We start from the raw sequence: 19,233 nt of genomic DNA, 5'->3' as shown, positions 1-19,233 counted from the left end.
GACCATGCGCGACGTCTACGTCATCGGCGCCCACACGACGCAGTTCAAGCGCCACCCCGACAAGTCGTTCCACGATCTGGCGCGCGAGGCGTATCTCGGCGCGCTGGCCGACGCCGGCATGAAGGACGGCCGCGACATCGAGACGGGGTGGCTGGGCAATTGCGGCATGCCGTTCTGGGGCCAGAACTCGATCCGCGGCAGGCGCTGTTCCAGCCGCTGGTCGAGGAGGGGCTGTTCCCCGAGCGGGTGCCGATGTTCAACGTCGAGAACGCCTGCGCCACCGCCTCGACGGCCTTCCAGGGCGCGTGGAAGGACATCCTCGCCGGCACCAACGAGCTGACCCTGGCCGTGGGCGTCGAGAAGCTGTTCAGCCCCGACAAGCCGGAGCGCACCGCCGACACGTTCGGGCAGGGCTACATCACCACGCAGCACGACCGCCTTGTCGACGAGATGACGCGCGTCGGCGCGATGATCGGGTCGCGCTTCGAGACCGGGCCGGACCGCACGATCTTCATGGACACCTACGCCATGCAGGCGAAGTGGCACATGTGGAAGCACGGCACGACGCAGGCGCAGATCGCCGCCGGCGCCGCCAAGAACCACAACTACGGCGCGCTCAACGAGAAGGCGCAGTACCGCTTCCAGATGACCGCCGACGCCGTCCTCCAGGACCGGCCGGTGTCCTATCCGCTGACCCGCGCGATGTGCGCCCCGATCGGCGACGGCGCGGCGGCGGCGCTGCTGTGCTCGGCGGCGTATCTCGAGCGGCTGCCGAAGGAGGTTCGGGCCCGCGCCGTGAAGGTCGCGGGCATCGGCTTCGCCGGCGGCAAGTACCGCAGGCTGGACGAACCCGGTCTGACCCGCGTCGCCGCCGACAAGGCCTACGCGATGGCGGGCCTAGGACCGGACGACATCGACGTCGCCGAGGTCCACGACGCCACCTCGTTCTGCGAGATCTACCAGGCGGAGATGCTACGGTTCTGCCCGGAGGGCGGTGGCGGCCGGTTCGTCGAATCGGGCGAGGCCGGGCCGGGCGGACGCCTTCCGATCAACACCTCCGGCGGCCTGGTGTCGAAGGGCCATCCCGTCGGCGCCACCGGCTTGTCGATGCTCGCCGAGCTGGCGTGCCAGCTGCGCGGCGAGGCCGGCGCGCGCCAGGTCAAAGGCGCCGAAGTGGCGCTGGCGGAGAATGGCGGCGGGGTGATCGGCATGGAGGAGGCCGTCGCGTCGGTCATCATCCTCCGCAAACCCGATCTGGCCTGAGGCGTCGCCGTCGATCATGAGGACATCCGGACTATTCGCCGCCGCCCTGTCGGCGTTTCTCGTCATGGTCCCGGCGGCCGCGCAACAGAAGCCGGCGCCGAAGCCGGCGGCTTCCCCGGTCGCGGCGCCCGCCGCGCCGGCGACCATGCGCCTGTCGTTTCCGGCGGCGGAGTCGCCGCTCGGGGCCGTTACCGTCGATCGCGAGGGCGCCGGCGGCGCCTATCAGATGGGTGTGAAATCCGATCGGATCGACGAAGGGCGGCGGATCGTCGACGCGCCGTCGCGGCCGTCCAAGGCGCTGAACCCGACGATCGTGACGGCGCTGGCCGCCGACGGCGCGGTGTTCACGGACTGGGGCGACGACGCCAACTGCCCGGCGACGACGCTGGACATCCCCTCGCGCTGGCCGGCGTCGTTTCCACAACGCCTGTACAATCCGCGCCAGCAGACGCGCGAGGCGGAATGCGCGCCGGGCCGCAAGCAGACGATCCAGTGCGGCGTCGGTGCGGATTGCGGCGTCTACGGCACGGAGGCACGCGCCGCGTTCCGCTTCGAGCCGGTGTTCGCGAAGAGCTTCGTCGAGGTCGGGCTGGTCGCCGACGCGGCGCGCGCGCCGGGCGTGCGGATCCGCGTCGAGGGCGGCGGCCTGTCGGCGCCGGCCCATGTCGCGGCGGGCGTTTCGCGGCGCTTCGACGTCGCGGTGAACGGCGCGCTGACGTTGAGCGCCGAGACCTGCGACGCCGCCGGAGCGGCCTGCGCCGCCGCGCCCGTCATATGGCCGGCCGCGCTGTGCGATCCACCGGCCGGCGTGCGCGGCGGGCCGGGGCCGAATCCGCGCGCGACCTGCGTGGTGACGAACAGGAGCGGGCGGGTCGCGGTGGTCGCCTACCACCGGCCGGCGTGGAGCTTCGACGTGCGCTCGCGGCCGCTGATCGCGGGCCAGGTCCGGATCATCGGCAGCCACCGCGACGGCGAGACGCCGCAGGCGCCGCAGACCCACATCCTCGATTGCCCGTCGGCGTGCGGCACGATCGTCGCCAAACCCGGCGTGGTGCGGATCGGCGCGCGTTTCACCAACCAGCCGGCGCGGCCCGACGCCGCCGCCGACGTGTGCGGAATTCCCAAGGCGGCGGACGCGCCGCATCTCGACGCCGACGCGCTGGCCGCGATCCGCCGCGGCGTGCGCCTGTTCAGCGAGACGGAGCCGTGGGGCGCCGTGTCGTGGATCTGCGAGTACACCGTTCCCGCCGATTTTCCGGCGGCCCACTTCAACGTCCGCTTTCCCTAGGGAGTGACCGAGCCATGACCGTCCGCTTCGACAATCGCGTCGCCATCGTCACCGGCGCCGGCAACGGCCTGGGCCGCGCGCACGCCATGCTGCTGGCGTCGCGCGGCGCCAAAGTCGTGGTCAACGATCCCGGCGGCGCGCGCGACGGCAAGGGCGGCGACCACGCCGCCGCCGACAAGGTGGTGGCGGAGATCAAGGCGGCCGGAGGCCAGGCCGTCCCCAACTACGACAGCGTCGCCGATCACGAGGCCGCGAAGAACATCGTGAAGACCGCCGTCGACGCATTCGGGACCGTCGACATCCTGGTCAACAACGCCGGCATCCTGCGCGACAAGTCGTTCCGCAAGATGTCGATGGACGATTTCCTGTTCGTGATGCAGGTCCACCTGATGGGCTCGGTCTACGTCACCCACGCGGCGTGGCCGATCCTGCGCCAGAAGGCTTACGGGCGGATCGTGCTGACGTCGTCGAACTCCGGCATCTACGGCAATTTCGGCCAGACCAACTACGCCGCCGCCAAGCTTGGCCTGGTCGGCTTCATGAACGCGCTGCGGCTGGAAGGGCAGAAGTACAACATCCTCGTCAACTCGCTGGCGCCGGTCGCGGGCACGCGCATGACCGAGGATCTGATGACGCCCGAGGTGCTGGCGAGGATCCGGCCGGAGTTCGTCTCGCCGATGGTGGCGTACCTGTGCAGCGAGGAGTGCAAGCGGACCGGCGAGATCTGGGCGGCCGGCGCCGGCTACTATTCGCGCATCGAGTACCGCGAGGGTCCCGGCGCGCGCCTGGGACCGCAGGCGACCGTCGACGACGTCGCCGCCAACATCGACCGGATCGCCGACCTGTCGACCAACGCCGCCTACCGCACCAGTTCGGAGGAGGTCGGCGTGGTGATGGGCGGATAGGGTAGCCGGCGATGGCCGTCGACTCGACCGACAGGGTCGCGGCCGTCGCGGAATGGATCGCCCGCGAGGGGCGGCTGCTGCCGCGCCTCGAGGCGTTCGTCGTCGGCTTGATGGAGCGGGCCTGCGGCACCGGCATCCCGGTGTGGCGCTTCTACATCGGCCTCGAGCTGATGCACCCGCAGCTCCAGGCGCTGGGCGTGGTGTGGCGGCGCGACCGGCCGGTCGAGGCGGAGCTGATCGAACGCAAACGCGGGATCGAGTTCACAGGCGCCTACATCGGCAGCCCGGTGCAGGAGATACGCGAGACCGGGCACGAGGTGCGCCACCGACTCGACGCGCTCGCGCCGGCCGCCCACGCCGTGCTGCACGAGGTGCGCGACGCCGGCGGTACGGACTATTTCGGCGTGCCGCTGCGCATGGCCCGCGGCGGGCGCGCGCCGGTAGCCACCTTCTCCACCGACTGCCCCGGCGGCTTCACCGACGCCGATCTCGCCGATCTGCGGCGGTTGATCGACCACGCCGGCGCCGTGGTCGAGATGCACGTGCACCGCATCGTCGCCGACACCGTGGTCGCGACCTATATCGGCCACCACACCGGCCAGCGCATCCTCGACGGGCTGGTCCGCCGCGGCGACGGCGACCGCATCAACGCCGTGCTGTGGTTCTCTGACCTGCGCGACTTCACAGGGCTCAACGAACGCGCGTCCGCGGGCGAGGTGCTGGAGCTGCTCAACGCCTATTTCGAGGCGGTCGGCGGCGCGCTGAAGCGCCATGGCGGCGAGATCCTGAAGTTCATCGGCGACGGTGTGATGGCGATCTTCCCGGTCGACGACGCGGCGTTCCTGCCCGCCGCCACCGCGGGCGCGGTCGATGCCGCGCGCGAGGCCCGCGCCACGCTCGACGAGATCAACGCCGGCCGCGTCGAGGCCGGCCGCGAGGCGATCCGCTTCGGCGTCGGCCTGCACGTCGGCATGGTGACGTTCGGCAACGTCGGCACCGAGGACCGCCTCGACTTCACGGTGATCGGCCCGGCGGTGAACCGCTGCGCCCGGCTGGAGTCGATGACCAAGGCGCTGGGCGAGCCGGTGCTGGCGTCGGCCGATTTCCAGCGCTATTGCCCGCGGCCGATGCGCTCGATCGGCCCGCACCGGCTGCGCGGCGTGCCCGGCCGGATGGAGCTGTTCGCGCCGGCGTGAGGCGGGGCCGCGCCGTTGCGCGCGGCGTCGGGCCTCCGTACAGTCGCGCGCATGCGCCGGACGTCGTTCGCCCACATGAACTGCTCCATCGCCGCCGCGCTCGACGTGGTCGGCGATCCGTGGTCGCTGCTGATCGTGCGCGACGCGATGTACGGCGTGCGCCGGTTCGACGAGTTCCAGGCCAATCTCGGGGTCGCCCGCAACGTGCTGACGGCGCGGTTGAAATCGCTGGTCGATTCCGGCGTCTTCCGCCGCGTGCCCTACCGGCAGCGGCCGGTGCGCTACGAATACCGTCTGAGCGACAAAGGCGCGGCGCTGTTCCCGGTGATCGTCGGCCTGAAGGAGTGGGGCGACCGCTTCGGCCCGGCCGCCGTCGACGGCCGGCCGATGGAGCTCGAGGACGCGGCGTCCGGCGGGCGCGTCGAGCCCGTGCTGGGCGACGCCGTCAGCGGCCGGCGGCTCGACCTCAGCAGCGTGCGCGCCGTCGCCGGCGAGGGCGCCACGCCCGACACAAGGCGCTTCTTCGAGCGGCTGGCGTTCGACCGGTCGGCCCCCCGCCGCGCCGCGCGGGGCTGACTCGCGCGCGACGCGGTGGCGCCGCGCCGGCGTTCCGCCCATCCTGATCCGAACAAGAACGCGCATGCGGGGAGGAACGCCGGAGATGGACGCGGACTACATCGTCGTCGGCGCCGGGTCGGCCGGCTGCGTCGTCGCCAGCCGGTTGTCGGAGGACGGCTCGAAGGTCGTCCTCCTGGAGGCCGGCCCGCCCGACACGCACCCGATGATCCACATCCCGGCCGGCATCCGCACGCTGATCCGCCATCCCGTGGTCAACTGGAACTACAAATCCGAGCCGGAGGAGGCGACGGGCGGCCGCCAGCTCGACTGGCCGCGCGGCCGCACCCTCGGCGGCTCGAGCTCGATCAACGGCATGCTCTACGTGCGGGGCGATCCGTCGGATTTCGACGGCTGGGCGCAGATGGGCTGCCGCGGCTGGACATGGGACGAGGTGCTGCCGCTGTTCCGCAAATCCGAGTCCTACGACGGCGGCGACGACGACCAGCGCGGCCGCGGCGGGCCGCTGCGCGTCGAGGACTACCGCACCATCCTGCCGGCGACGCACCGCTTCGTGAGCGCCGCGCAGGAGGCGGGATTTCCGCTCAATCCCGATCTCAACGGCCGCACGCGCGACGGCGTCGGCTATTCGCAGATGACCCGGCGCGGCCGGCTGCGCGGCTCGACCGCGCGCACCTTCCTCGCCGAGGCGCGCGGCCGGGCGAACCTGCGGATCGAGACCGACGCCCAGGCGACCGGGCTGCTGCTCGACGGCAAGCGCTGCGTCGGCGTCGCGTTCCGGCAGAACGGGCAGGATCGCGAACTGCGCGCCGCGCGCGAGGTGGTCGTGGCCGGCGGCGCGGTGAACTCGCCGCATCTGCTGCAGATCTCCGGCATCGGACCTGCCGGGCACCTGAAGTCGCTGGGCATCGCCGTGAACCACGATCTACCCGGCGTCGGCGCCAACCTGGTCGACCACTACGTCGTGCGCGTCGTGCACCGCGTGCGCGATCTCGTCACCATCAACCAGCTCTCGCGCCTGCCGCGGGTGGCGTGGGAGGTGCTTCGCTGGGTGGTCGAGGGCCGCGGCGCGCTGACCTTCGGCGTCACCACGGCGCAGGTCTTCGCCCGCAGCCGCGAGGGCCTCGCCAGCCCGGATCTGCAGCTTCTGTTCACGCCGGGCAGCGCCGACCCGAAGAATTTCGGCCATCTCGAGCGCGAGCCGGGCATCAGCGTCGCGGTGTGCGTCGTCAAGCCGTCGAGCCGCGGCACGATCATGGCGGCGTCGGCCGATCCGCTGGCGCGGCCGGCGATCCGGCCGAACTACCTCTCGTCGCCCGACGACCTGGCGGCGCTGATCGCGGGCGTGCGCCACACGAGGCGGATCTTCGCGGCGCCGACCATGGCGCGTCACAGCGCCGGCGAGCTGTATCCGGGGCCAGGGATCGAGACGGACGCGGATTTCGCCGACTACGCCAAGCGCGCCGGCAACACGCTGTACCATCCCGTCGGCACCTGCCGGATGGGCGAGGATCCGCGCGCCGTGGTCGATTCGCGGCTGCGCGTGCGCGGCATCGCCGGGCTGCGGGTCGCGGACGCCTCGATCATGCCGACCCTGACGACCGGCAACACGAACGCGCCGACCATCATGATCGGCGAGAAGGCCGCCGTGATGATCCGCGAGGACGCGCGCGCGGCCTAGCCCGGCCGTCCATTGGAATGCGGGGAACCGGTATGACGCCGACGGAACGGCTGCTGGCGCTGCTCGACCATCTCGGCATCGCGTCGGCGCATGTCGCGACGCAGATGCCGGGCGACATCGCGGGTCTGGCGTCGGCGCATGCCGACCGGCTCGCGGGGATCGTCTGCTGCGTGCCGACCCGTCTGGACGCGGCGTCGTTCGGCGGCGTCGCGGATCGCCTCCTGATGATCGCCGGCGCCGGCGGATTGACCGCCGAGACGACGGCGCGCGCCGCGGAGCGCCTGCCCGGCGCCCGGCGGCTGGCGCTCGAAGGGTACGACGCGCCGGGCTGGGCCGACGTGGTCGCCGACCGCCGCGACGAACTGGTCGCGGGGATGCGCGGGTTCATCGACGCGGTCGAGGCGGCGGGGCGGCGCGCCACCGCGCCGGCGATCGCTACCGCAAGCGGCGCGCACGCCGGCATCACGTACCGCACGCATGGAGCCGGTCCGGTGCTGCTGCTGCTGCCGTTCTTCCTCGCGCCGTCACAATGGGAGCCGGCGCTCGCGGCGCTGGCGGAGCGCTTCACCGTGATCGTGCTCGGCGGCGCGCATCTTGGCGGCGTCGCGGCGCTGGAGGACCGTGCCCGCGCGCCGAGCTACCGCGCGATGTTCCGCGCGTTGGTCGACGTGATGGCGCCGGCGCCGGGCGAAGCCGTCCTGGACGTCGGCTGCGGCGCGGGCTCGCTCGACCGCCTGCTCGCCGCGCGGCTCGGCCCGGCGACCCCGATCACGGCGATGGACACTAATCCATTCCTGCTGCGCGAGGCCGCCGCGCTGGTCGACGCGGCGTGCCCGGGCGCGGCGATCCGCTTCACCGAGGGCGACGCCGAGTCGCTGCCGTTCGACGACGCGTCGTTCGGCTGCGCCTTCTCCGTCACGGTGCTGGAGGAATGCGACGCCGACCGGGCCATCGCCGAGATGATGCGGGTGGTGAAACCGGGCGGGCGGGTCGGCGTGGTCGTGCGCGCGCTCGACATGCCGCAATGGTGGCATCTCGATCTGCCGGACGATATCCGTCGCAAGGTGACCACGCCGCCGCAATCGGTGGGCGCGCGTGGCGTCGCCGACCGGTCTCTGTACCGGCGCATGCGCGCCGCCGGCCTGCGGGATCTGACCTGCTTTCCGTCGCTGGTGACGCTCGATGACCCGTCGGGGCCGATCTGGCGCTACCGCGAGGACCACGCGCTGTCGCTGCTATCGCCGGAGGAGACCACGACGTGGCGTCGCGTGCGCGACGGCGCCGCCGCCGAGGGTCTGCTGTTCATGGCCCATCCCATGCACTGCGCCGTTGGCGTGCGGCCGGCGTAGCGCTACGCCGCGACGAGGTCCGCGTAGTCGGGATGCTTGCCGATCCACGCCGCGACGAACGGACACCGGGGCTCGATCTTCAGACCGCGCGCGCGCAGATCGTCGAGCATCCCGCGCACGAGGGTCGATCCGACGCCGCGTCCGCCAAGCGCCTCAGGCACGACCGTGTGCGTCGCGGCTACGCGGCCGTCGCCAGGCTCGTACTCGATGAAGGCGACGACGCCGTCGACCTCCAGCTCGTACTGTCGGCGGTCCGGACGGTCGACCACCGTGTCGGTCACGGCCGCGGTCCCGGCTCCGCGCGCAGATCGGCGTACTCGGGATGGCGCCGGATGAAATCGACGACGAAGGAGCAGCGCGGCGCGATCCTCAGGCCCCGCGCGCGCATGTCCTCGAGCATGCCGCGCACCAAGGTCGATCCGATTCCCCGGCCGGAGACGGCCCGGGGTACCTCGGTGTGCGTGACGATGCGGACGTCGCCGGCCGGAATGTACTCGGCGAAGGCGGTCGCGTTTCCGGCCGGGAGCTCGTAGCGGCCGCGCTCGGCGTTGTCGCGCACATGGTCGGTCATTTCGGCCTCGATGGGCGGGCCGGCGGCCCCGCGTCTGTGGATAACGGCGGGTCTCCCTCGGGGGTTCCGTCGATCCGGTGGCCGCGCAACGTTCGCTCGGCGCGGGCGTTCTCGAGCCGGGTGGCGGCCTTCGCGGTCGTCGAGACGCCGAAGCTCGCGCGGTTGGCGTCGGCCTCGCGGGACTTGGCGTCGCGCGCCCGGCGCTTGCGCGCGGCGCGGAGATTGACGATCTCGGCCATGGTTCACGTTTCCGGGACGACCACAAAGTCGCCGCGATTCTCGCTTGGACTGGGCTAGAATGGAAGCGTCGAGCGTGATCCGGACGCGCGCAGGAGAGTTGCGATGCTGAAGAAGATCCTCATCGGCGTGGGCGTCCTGGTCGGTTTGATCGTCGCCGCCGGCGTCGCGACGCCGTTCCTCATCGATCCGAACGCGTTCAAGCCGCAGATCGTCGCCAAGGTGAAGGAGGCGACCGGCCGCGATCTGGTGATCGACGGTCCGTTGAGGCTGTCGATGTTCCCCACGCCGTCGGTCTCGGCCGAAGGCGTGCGCCTCTCGAACGCGCCCGGCGGCAAGGCGGCGCAGATGCTGGACCTGAAGGCGGCCTCGGCCGGCGTGGCGCTGTGGCCGCTGCTGTCGAAGCGGGTCGAGATCTCCGAAGTCAGGCTGATCGAGCCGAAGATCGCGATCGAGGTGGCGGCGGACGGGCGCGCGAACTACGAGTTCACGCCGGCCGGCGCCCCGCCGACGGCGGGCGCGGCGCAGGCGCCGGCGGCGTCCACGGGCGCCAAGGAGGGCGGTGGCGTCGCGATCTCGGCGCAGCGCATCGTGGTCGTCGACGGGCTGCTGACCTACAGTGACGCCAAGACCGGCCGCGAGGCGCGGTTCGAGAAGGTGTCGATGACCCTCTCCGTGCCGTCCCTGGCCGGTCCGTTCGCTGTCGAGGGCGGCCTGACCGCCAACGGCGTCCCCCTCAGATTTGACGGCAAGCTGGGCGTCAAGGGCGCGCAGGGCGTGCCGTTGTCGCTGTTCGTCCGTAGCGACGCCGGCGAGGCGAAGTTCACGGGCGTCGCCACCGACCTCGCCGCGACGGCGGCGCTGAAGGGCGACGCCTCGCTGAACGCCGCCAACCTCGAGGCGTTCGTCGCTTCGTTGGCGCGCGCGGCCGGTCTGCCCGCGCCGGCGCTGCCGCCGACGTTATCGCGCAAGATCGCGTTCAACGGGGCGATCGAGGCGTCGGCGTCGGCGTTCGCCGCGCGCGACTTTAAACTGACGCTCGGCGAGGACCAGGGCAGCGGCACGATCACGGTAAAGCTCGATCCCATGAGCGTCGAGGGCAAGCTGTCGTTCACCAAGCTCGATCTCGACAAGTGGCTGGCGTTGGCGGCGCCGGCCGCCGGCGCGCCGACGAGCCGACCGGCCACTCCGGCCGCTCCCACGCGGCCGGCGGCGGCTCCGGCGGTCGCGGCCTTGCCGACGAACGTCGCCGTCGCGCTGGTCTTCGACGCGGGCGAGGTCGTCTACAACGGCGCCGCCATGCGCAAGGTCGTGGCCGACCTGACGCTCGACAAGGGTCTGCTGACGATCCGCAAGCTGGACGCGACCCTGCCCGGCGACGCCCAGCTCTCGGGCTCCTCGACCATGACGACGGCGCAGGGAAAGCCCAGCGCCACCGGCGAGCTGAGCCTCGCCGGCCCGCGCCTGCGCGAGACGCTGGCGTGGTTGAAGGTCGATGTCGCCGGCGTGCCGTCGGGGAAGCTCGGCGCGTTCTCGTTCAAGGGCAAGATCGCCGGCGACGGCGCCACCGCGTTGCGGGTCGACGACGCCATCGTGCAGCTCGACGGCATGACGATGCGCGGTCGCCTGTCGACGACGCTGGCGGCGACGCCGGCTGTCGTGACGGCGGATTTCCAGGCCGACACGATCGACCTCGACGCCTACCTGCCCAAGCGCACGCCCGCGGCGGCGGCAACGCCGGCGGGGAAGCCAGGCGCGCCAGCCGGAAAGGCCGCGACGACTCCTGCGCCGGCGGTCGCCGCCACCGCTCCGGCCGCGATCGACGCCCGCATAAAGGCCAAGATCGGCCGTGTCGTCTACAATGGCGAGCGCATCGAGGGTGTCGACGCCGACGTCACCTACCGCGGCGGCAGGCTGACGTTCGGCGACACGCGGATCGGCAGCGTCGCCGGCGCCGCCGTCGCGCTGAAGGGCAGCGTCGCCAATCTCGAGACGACCCCGAGCTTCGACCTCTCGGTGAACGTGCAGACCAACGACGCCGACCGGTTGCTGAAGCTGGCGGGCGCGCCGTCGCCGCTGAAGAAGGGGCCGCTCGGCGCCGTCACGTTGCAGGGTGGCGTCGCCGGCACGGCGCGCGACCTGACGTTCCGCGACTTCACCGTCAACGCGCTGGGCATGGCGCTGCGGATGACCGGCAAGGTGGCGCTGCTGGAGGGCGGCACGCGCTACGATCTATCGGCGTTCACCTTCCAGACGGCCGATCTCGACAAGCTGATGGCGGCGCTCGGCAACGCGCCGCCCGGAATAGGGTCGGTCAGCGCGTCGGGCGCGGCCAAGGGCGACACGAACAACGTCGCGTTCAACGGCTCGTTCGCCGTGAAGGGCGTGCAAGGCTCGGGCACCGTCAACGCCGCGCTGGGTGGCGCCGTGCCGAGGATCGTCGCGAACCTCAAGACCAGCGCCCTGGACGTCGACCAGTTGTCCGGCGGCGGCGGGTCGGCGGCGCCCGGCGGCGCGGCGGCCGCCTCCGGTGGCGGCGGTTCGGGAGGCCGGTTCTCCAACGCGCCGATCAATCTGTCGGCGCTCAAATCGCTTGAGGCCGATATCGACCTCCAGGCGCCGTCCATCGCGAAATCGCCATGGCGGCTCGACGGCGCGCAGCTGCGCGCCACTCTGCGCGGCGGGGTGCTCACCATCGCCAAGCTCAGCGGCGGGATGTTCGGTGGCGGCGTCGATCTATCGGGCACGATCGACGCGGGCCGGGCCGCGTTCGATCTGCGCCTCGGCGCGACGAACATCAATCTCGGCACGGCGGCGCGTACCATCGGCGACAGCAAGCGGGTGGACGGCACGATCGGTCTGACCTTCGCCGCGCGAGGTTCGTTGACCAGCGTCGCGGCCATCGTGTCGTCGATCGACGGCGAAGGTAAGGTCTCGGGCACCGTGCGGTTCAACGCCTCGGCCAGCGAGCAGGTCGGCGGCCAGGTCGCCGGCGCGGCGCTCAAGGGGCTGGGCAAGCAGATCGACAAGCTCGCCGGCGGCAAGAGCGGCGGCGTCACCGAGGAGATCGGCGACATCAACGCCGCGATACGTGTCGCCAACGAGCGCTTCGCCAACCGGTCGGGGCCGATGTCGGGCACGATCGCCATGCGCGACGGCCAGCTGCGCACCAGCGATCTGCGGGTCGAGGGCAACCGGGCATGGGCGCTCACCGACGCCCAGGTCAACCTGCCGGCGTGGACCATGGCGACGACGACGAACGTCTACGTCCAGGAGTCGCCGGAGGCGCCCTACGTGATCGTCCGGCAGACCGGCGCCATCGACTCGCCCAGCCGCAAGATCGACCGCGGGCCGGCGGCGGCGTCGGCCGGCAGGCCGCAGCAGCCGGCGCCTGGCGCGCCGGGAACCACCCCGGCGGCGGAGCCGGGACAGGCCGCGCCGGGCCAGGCGCCGGCGCAGCAGAAGCCGGCGGATCCGCTCAAGAAGCTGAAGAAGATTTTCTGAGGGCGGACGCCCGCGTCACGTCGCGCCGGCGCGCCGCCGCAGGTCGTCGAGCACGCGCAGACGCAGCGCGCTCGACAGGTTGGTGGCGTCGCGCGGGTCGCGGCCGACCATGCGCGCCCGGTCGATCTCGGCCACCAGCGCGTTCAGCGACACGCCGTCGGCCGCGGCGATCCGGTTCAACTCGTCCCAGAACGCCGCCTCGAGCGACACGCTGGTGCGGTGCCGGCCGATCGTCACCGACCGCTTGCGCACGCGCGGCGGCGACTCCGTCATCGCGGCAGGTCGCTGCTTCCCATCAGGAGCTCGTCGATGGCGCGGGCGCATTGGCGGCCTTCGCGGATGGCCCACACGACGAGCGACTGGCCGCGGCGCATGTCGCCGGCGGCGAACAGCTTCGCCACCGACGTCTTGTAGTCGGTCATCGTCGCCTTGACGTTGCCGCGCGCGTCGAGCGCCACGCCCGACTCGGCGATCATGCCGGCGTGCACCGGCGCGACGAAGCCCATCGCCAGCAGAACCAGGTCCGCCTTGAGCTGGAAGGCGCTTCCGGGGACCTCCTTGAGAACCATGCGGCCGGCGTCGTCCTTGACCCAGTCGACGCGCACGCATTCCAGCGCCTCGATCCGGCCGTTCGACCCGACCGCGCGCTTGGTCAGCACCGCGAAGTCGCGCTCGGCGCCTTCCTCGTGCGAGGAGGAGGTGCGCATCTTCAGCGGCCAGTCGGGCCACGTCAGCGCCTTGTTCTCCTTCTCCGGCGGGCGCGGCATGATCTCGAGCTGGGTGACGGACGCCGCGCCTTGGCGGTTCGACGTGCCGATGCAGTCCGACCCGGTGTCGCCGCCGCCGATGACGACGACGTGCTTGCCCTTGGCCGAAAGGGTGCCCTTCGGCGCGGCACGGGCCTCGTCGTCGCCGGCGACGCGCTTGTTCTGCTGCGTCAGGAAATCCATGGCGAAGTGGATGCCGGCGAGCTCGCGGCCGGGCACCTCGAGGTCGCGCGGCGCCTCGGCGCCGCCGGTCATGGCGACGGCGTCGTAGCCCTCCAGCAGCGACTTCACGGAGATGGTCACGCCGACCTCGACGCCGGTGCGGAACTCGACGCCCTCGGCCGCCATCTGGCGCACGCGGCGGTCGATGAGGTGCTTCTCCATCTTGAAGTCGGGAATGCCGTAGCGCAGCAGACCGCCGACGCGGTCGCTCTTCTCGAACAGCGTCACGGCATGGCCGGCGCGCGCCAGCTGCTGGGCGCAGGCCATGCCGGCGGGACCGGAGCCGACGACGGCGACGCGCTTGCCGGACTTGCGCGCCGCCGGCCGCGGCGGGATCCAGCCTTCCTCCCACCCGCGGTCGACGATGGCGCACTCGATGGTCTTGATGGTCACCGAGTTGTCGTCGATGTTCAGCGTGCACGACGCCTCGCACGGCGCCGGGCAGATGCGGCCGGTGAACTCCGGGAAGTTGTTCGTCGAGTGGAGCGCCTCGAGCGCCGCGCGCCACTGGTCGCGGTGCACGAGGTTGTTCCAGTCCGGGATCATGTTGTTGACCGGACAGCCGTTGTGGCAGAACGGAATCCCGCAATCCATGCAGCGCGCCGCCTGCTGGCGCACGTCGGCCGCCGGCAGCGGCGTGACGAACTCCCGCCAGGTCTTGAGACGGACGTCGACCTTCTCGTAGCCGCGGTCCTTGCGCTCGATCTCCAGGAAGCCGGTGGGCTTGCCCATGGCCTTAGCTCCAATACGCGAATTCGGTGTCGGTCACTCGGCGGCGACGGCTTTCGCCGCGGCGCGCTCGGCGGCGAGATCGGTCAACGCGCGGCGGTAGTCCGTCGGCATGACCTTCACGAAGCGTTTGACCGCCGCGTCCCAGTCGCCCAGCAGCGCGCGGGCGCGGGCGCTACCGGTGAACAGCAGATGCCGCTCGACGAGGATGCGCAGGCGCTCGGCGTCGAACCGCAGCAGATCGCCCATGCCGCTGTCGTCGACGGAGATCGAGCGCTGGCGCGGCCGGTCGGCGTGGTCCGTCGCGGCCGGATCGGCCGGCGCGACCGGCTCCAGCTTTACCATCGCGCCGTTGCACAGGCTCTCGAACCTTCCGTCCGGATCGTAGACGTAGGCGATGCCGCCGGACATGCCGGCCGCGAAGTTGCGGCCGGTGTCGCCGAGCACGCAGACCACGCCGCCGGTCATGTACTCGCAGCCGTGGTCGCCGGTGCCCTCCACGACGCACACCGCGCCGGAGTTGCGCACCGCGAAGCGCTCGCCGGCGACGCCGGAGAAATACGCCTCGCCGGCGATCGCGCCGTAGAGCACGGTGTTGCCGACCACGATGTTGGTCGTCGGCTCGCGCGTCGATCCATCGGGCGGGCGCACGACGATGCGGCCGCCGGACAGACCCTTGCCGACGTAGTCGTTGCCGTCGCCGATCAGCTCCAGCGAGATTCCGCGGGCCAGGAAGGCGCCGAAGCTCTGGCCGGCGGTGCCCGTCATGCGGATCGCGATGGTGTCCTCGGGCAGCCCGGCGTGACCGTAGCGGCGCGCCACCTCGCCCGACAGCATGGCGCCGGCGGTGCGGTTGACGTTGCGCACCGGCAGCTCGATGCGCACGGGCTCGCGGCGTTCCAGCGCGGGCGCGGCGGCCGCGATCAGCTCGTGGTCGAGCGCGCGCTCCAGCCCGTGCTGCTGGCGCTCGGTGTTCCAGATCGCCACACCCGTCTTCGCCGGGGGCTGGTACAGCAGCCGCGTGAGGTCGACGCCCTTGGCCTTCCAGTGGTCGACGGCGCGGCGCATGTCGATGCGGTCGACGCGGCCGATCATCTCGTTCAGCGTGCGGAAGCCCAGCCGCGCCATGATCGCGCGCAGTTCCTCGGCGACGAAGAAGAAGTAGTTGATGACGTGTTCGGGCTGGCCGGTGAAGCGCTTGCGAAGCACCGGGTCCTGCGTGGCGACGCCGACCGGGCAGGTGTTGAGGTGGCACTTGCGCATCATGATGCAGCCGGCCGCGATCAGCGGCGCGGTGGCGAAGCCGAACTCGTCGGCGCCGAGCAGCGCGCCGATGGCGACGTCGCGCCCGGTGCGCAGGCCGCCGTCGACCTGCACCGCGATGCGGCCGCGCAGGCCGTTCAGGACCAGTGTCTGCTGGGTCTCGGCGAGGCCGATCTCCCAGGGCGAGCCGGCGTGGGTCAGCGAGGTCAGCGGCGAGGCGCCGGTGCCGCCCTCGTAGCCCGAGATCGTGACATGGTCGGCGCGCGCCTTGCTGACGCCGGCCGCGACCGTGCCGACGCCGACCTCGGCGACCAGCTTGACCGAGATGTCGGCCGCCGGGTTGACGTTCTTCAGGTCGTAGATCAGCTGCGCCAGATCCTCGATCGAATAGATGTCGTGGTGCGGCGGCGGCGAGATCAGGCCGACGCCCGGCGTCGAGTGCCGCACGCGCGCGATGTTCTTGTCGACCTTGTGGCCGGGCAGCTGGCCGCCCTCGCCGGGCTTGGCGCCCTGCGCCATCTTGATCTGGATGTCGTCGGCGTTGACGAGGTACTCGGCCGACACGCCGAAGCGCCCCGACGCCACCTGCTTGATCGCAGAGCGCATCGAATCGCCGTTCGGCAGCGGCTTGAAGCGGTCCGGCTCCTCGCCGCCCTCGCCGGTGTTCGACTTGCCGCCGATCCGGTTCATGGCGATCGCCAGCGTGGTGTGCGCCTCGCGGCTGATCGAGCCGAAGCTCATCGCCCCGGTGGCGAACCGCTTCACGATGTCCTTCGCCGGCTCGACCTCGTCCAGCGGCACCGGCGCGTCGGCGTCCTTCAACGACATCAGGCCGCGGATCGTCAGCAGCCGCTCGCTCTGCTCGTTGATCGAGGCGGCGAAGGCGGCGTACTCCTCCGGCAGGTTGCCGCGCACGGCGTGCTGCAGACGCGCGACCGACTCGGGCGTCCAGGCATGATCCTCGCCGCGCAGGCGGAAGGCGTAGTCGCCGCCGGCATCGAGCAGGTTGCGGTAGATCGGATTGTCGCCATAGGCGTCGCGGTGGCGCGCCACGCACTCCTCGGCGATCTCGCGCAGCCCCGCGCCCTCGATCGTCGTGGCGGTGCCGGTGAAGTACTTGTCGATGAACGCCGTCGACAGGCCGACCGCGTCGAAGATCTGCGCGCCGCAGTACGACTGGTACGTCGAGATGCCCATCTTGGACATCACCTTCAGCAGGCCCTTGCCGACCGCCTTGATGAAGTTCTTCTGGACCTCGTAGGCCTTGAGCGACAATCCGTTCTGGACGCGGATCTGCTCCAGCGTCTCGAACGCCAGGTACGGGTTCACCGCCTCGGCGCCGTAGCCGGCCAGCACGCAGAAATGGTGGACCTCGCGCGCCTCGCCGGTCTCGACGACGAGGCCGGTCTGCATGCGCAGGCCCTGGCGGATGAGGTGGTGGTGGACCGCCGCCGTCGCCAGCAGCGCCGGGATCGGGATGCGGTCGGCCGACGCGGCGCGGTCCGACAGGATCAGGATGTTGTTGTCGGCCAGCACCAGCTCGGTCGCCTCGCGGCAGATCCGGTCGAGCGCCTTCTCCAGCCCGTCGACGCCTTCCGATGCGGGCCAGGTGGCGTCGATCGTGGCGGTGCGGAAGGCGCCGTCGAGCAGCTCCGAGATCGAGCGGATCTTCTCGAGATCGGCGTTGCTCAGGACCGGCTGCGACACCTCGAGCCGCTTGTGCGAGCCGGCGTGGTGGCCGAGCAGGTTCGGCCGCGGTCCGATCATCGAGACCAGCGACATCACCAGCTCCTCGCGGATCGGATCGATCGGCGGGTTGGTGACCTGCGCGAAGTTCTGCTTGAAGTAGTTGTAGAGCAGCTTCGGCTTCTTCGAGAGCACCGCGATCGGCGTGTCGGTGCCCATCGAGCCGATGGGATCGTCGCCCTCCTTGGCCATCGGTTCGAGGAAGAACTGGACGTCCTCCTGCGTGTAGCCGAACGCCTGCTGGCGGTCGAGCAACCCGGCCGGATCGTTGGTCGGCGCCGGCGCCACCGCGTCGGGCAGCTCGCCCAGCTCCTCGAGCTTGTACTGCGTCGCCTTGAGCCACTCCTCGTAGGGCTCGGCCTCGGCCAGCGCGCTCTTGATCTCCTCGTTGTCGATGATGCGGCCCTTTTCGAGATCGATCAGCAGCATCTTGCCGGGCTGCAGGCGCCACTTCTGGGTGATCTTCTCTTCCGGATCGGCAGCACGCCGGACTCCGACGCCATGATGACGAGGTCGTCCTCGGTCTCGATGTAGCGCGCCGGCCGCAGTCCGTTGCGGTCCAGCGTCGCGCCGATCTGGCGGCCGTCGGTGAAGGCGATCGCGGCCGGGCCGTCCCACGGCTCCATCAGGGCGGCGTGGTATTCGTAGAAGGCCTTGCGGCGCTTCCGTCCATCAGCGGATTGCCGGCCCACGCCTCGGGGATCAGCATCATCATCGCGTGCGCTAGCGAGTACCCGCCGGCGACCAGCAGCTCGAGCGCGTTGTCGAGGCAGGCGGTGTCCGACTGGCCGTGCGGAATCAGCGGCCACATCTTGTCGAGGTCGGGGCCGAGCAGCTCCGACTCCATCGTGCGGCGGCGCGCGTACATCCAGTTGACGTTGCCGCGCACCGTGTTGATCTCGCCGTTGTGGGCGATGAAGCGGTAGGGGTGCGCCAGCTTCCAAGACGGAAAGGTGTTCGTCGAGAACCGCTGGTGGACCAGCGCCAGCGCCGACTCGGTCAGCGGATCGCGCAGATCGGCGTAGAAGCTCTCGACCTGGTGCGCCAGCAACAGGCCCTTGTAGACGACGGTGCGCGTCGACACCGAGGGCATGTAGAGCTGCGTCAGGCCGGGCAGGCCCTTCTTCTTCTCCAGCTCGGCCAGCGGGTTCTGGGTCTGCTTGCGGATCGCCAGGATCTTGCGCTCGAACGCGTCCTGGTCCTTGACCTTGGGCCCGCGTCCGACGATCGCCTGGCGGATCACCGGCATCTGTTCGAGCACGCTCTGGCCGAGGCCGGTGGTGTCGACCGGCACGTCGCGCCAGCCGATCAGCGTCTGGCCCTCGACCTTGACGAAGTGCTCGAGCTGCTTGACCGCGAACTCGCGCGCCTTGGCGTCGCGCGGCATGAAACACATCGCGACGGCGTAGTGTCCGGGAGGCGGCAGGTCGACGCCGGCCTTGCGCGCCCAGTCGCGCAGCAGCCTGTCCGGCACCTGGATCATGCAGCCGGCGCCGTCGCCCATCAGCGGGTCGGCCCCGACGGCGCCGCGGTGGTCGAGGTTGACCAGGATCTGCAGCCCCTGACGCACGATGTCGTGCGATTTCGCGCCCTTGATGTTGGCGACGAAACCCACTCCGCACGAATCGTGCTCGTTGCGCGGGTCATAGAGACCCTGTGCCGGCGGCAACGCCATGGCTGGAATCCTCGGTACTACAGTGACGAGCGACGCCGGAACGGCGTTCCCGCGCCGTTTCCACGTGCACGTTATATGCCGCAAAGATTTCCGGCGTGCGAGTCGATTTGTCAGCCTTTCTGTCTTATTTTTTGAATCACGGTTCATTCAAGTCCGCTTGGCGCGCCATATTAAAAGTTAATTACACGAATATTCTCGGCACGGTATGAAAACCCCAATAACTTCAATGGTCCGTCATCGACACGCGGTCGCCAACGGCCG

The 19,233-nt window shown here is 71.0% G+C and carries 11 protein-coding genes and 2 pseudogenes; 7 read left to right on the top strand and 6 right to left on the bottom strand.

All coding sequences use genetic code 11. The features are described 5' to 3' along the window. The first annotated feature begins 4 nt into the window (after positions 1-4). The 6 genes and pseudogenes from IPK81_04385 (at position 5) to IPK81_04360 (ending at position 8,258) form a co-directional block, all read left to right on the top strand. Positions 5-1,263: pseudogene (locus IPK81_04385) on the top strand (thiolase family protein). A 462-nt stretch (positions 1,264-1,725) separates the two neighbouring features. Next, positions 1,726-3,456, top strand: coding sequence for an SDR family NAD(P)-dependent oxidoreductase (locus tag IPK81_04380; GenBank protein ID QQS13486.1), 1,731 nt, complete (start codon positions 1,726-1,728; stop codon positions 3,454-3,456). A gap of 11 nt (positions 3,457-3,467) precedes the next feature. Next, positions 3,468-4,652, top strand: a complete 1,185-nt coding sequence (locus IPK81_04375) for an adenylate/guanylate cyclase domain-containing protein (GenBank protein ID QQS13485.1) — start codon at positions 3,468-3,470, stop codon at positions 4,650-4,652. Positions 4,653-4,703: 51 nt separating this feature from the next. Further along, positions 4,704-5,228 carry a helix-turn-helix transcriptional regulator gene (locus tag IPK81_04370; GenBank protein QQS13484.1) on the top strand — a complete coding sequence of 175 codons (525 nt, stop codon included), beginning with the start codon at positions 4,704-4,706 and terminating at the stop codon, positions 5,226-5,228. Positions 5,229-5,292: 64 nt separating this feature from the next. Next, a complete protein-coding gene (locus IPK81_04365) occupies positions 5,293-6,909 on the top strand; it encodes a GMC family oxidoreductase N-terminal domain-containing protein (protein QQS13483.1) in 1,617 nt (538 codons plus the stop codon). A gap of 32 nt (positions 6,910-6,941) precedes the next feature. Continuing rightward, positions 6,942-8,258 (top strand): methyltransferase domain-containing protein, encoded by a 1,317-nt coding sequence (locus IPK81_04360; GenBank protein ID QQS13482.1) that lies wholly within the window; start codon positions 6,942-6,944, stop codon positions 8,256-8,258. 2 nt (positions 8,259-8,260) lie between these two features. On the opposite strand, the gene IPK81_04355 is transcribed toward IPK81_04360, so the two are convergent. From IPK81_04355 to IPK81_04345, 3 genes are read right to left on the bottom strand one after another with little or no spacing between them, the layout of a single operon-like run. Next, complete coding sequence (locus IPK81_04355) at positions 8,261-8,539, bottom strand: N-acetyltransferase (GenBank protein ID QQS13481.1); 279 nt, start codon at positions 8,537-8,539, stop codon at positions 8,261-8,263. Further along, the gene (locus IPK81_04350) at positions 8,536-8,829 is read right to left on the bottom strand and encodes an N-acetyltransferase (protein ID QQS13480.1); all 294 of its coding nucleotides are present in this window, start codon (positions 8,827-8,829) and stop codon (positions 8,536-8,538) included. The genes IPK81_04355 and IPK81_04350 overlap by 4 nt, the downstream gene beginning before the upstream one ends. Then, the gene (locus IPK81_04345) at positions 8,826-9,068 is read right to left on the bottom strand and encodes a DUF4169 family protein (GenBank protein ID QQS13479.1); all 243 of its coding nucleotides are present in this window, start codon (positions 9,066-9,068) and stop codon (positions 8,826-8,828) included. The genes IPK81_04350 and IPK81_04345 overlap by 4 nt, the downstream gene beginning before the upstream one ends. A 103-nt stretch (positions 9,069-9,171) precedes the next feature. Here IPK81_04345 and IPK81_04340 point away from each other — a divergent pair, with 103 nt between their 5' ends. Further along, positions 9,172-12,570 carry an AsmA family protein gene (locus IPK81_04340; GenBank protein QQS13478.1) on the top strand — a complete coding sequence of 1,133 codons (3,399 nt, stop codon included), beginning with the start codon at positions 9,172-9,174 and terminating at the stop codon, positions 12,568-12,570. 15 nt (positions 12,571-12,585) lie between these two features. On the opposite strand, the gene IPK81_04335 is transcribed toward IPK81_04340, so the two are convergent. From IPK81_04335 to gltB, 3 genes and pseudogenes are all read right to left on the bottom strand, one after another. Then, positions 12,586-12,843, bottom strand: coding sequence for a ribbon-helix-helix domain-containing protein (locus IPK81_04335; protein ID QQS13477.1), 258 nt, complete (start codon positions 12,841-12,843; stop codon positions 12,586-12,588). Next, complete coding sequence (locus IPK81_04330) at positions 12,840-14,291, bottom strand: glutamate synthase subunit beta (protein QQS13476.1); 1,452 nt, start codon at positions 14,289-14,291, stop codon at positions 12,840-12,842. Before IPK81_04330 ends, IPK81_04335 begins: the two co-directional genes overlap by 4 nt. A gap of 33 nt (positions 14,292-14,324) precedes the next feature. Continuing rightward, positions 14,325-18,972, bottom strand: a pseudogene (gltB, locus tag IPK81_04325) (glutamate synthase large subunit). Between the last annotated feature and the right edge of the window lie 261 nt (positions 18,973-19,233).

This window comes from Rhodospirillales bacterium, from assembly GCA_016699855.1.
Lineage (GTDB): Bacteria > Pseudomonadota > Alphaproteobacteria > Reyranellales > Reyranellaceae.
Note: the sequence above shows the minus strand (reverse complement) of the source record. Positions and strands in the feature narration are given on the sequence as shown.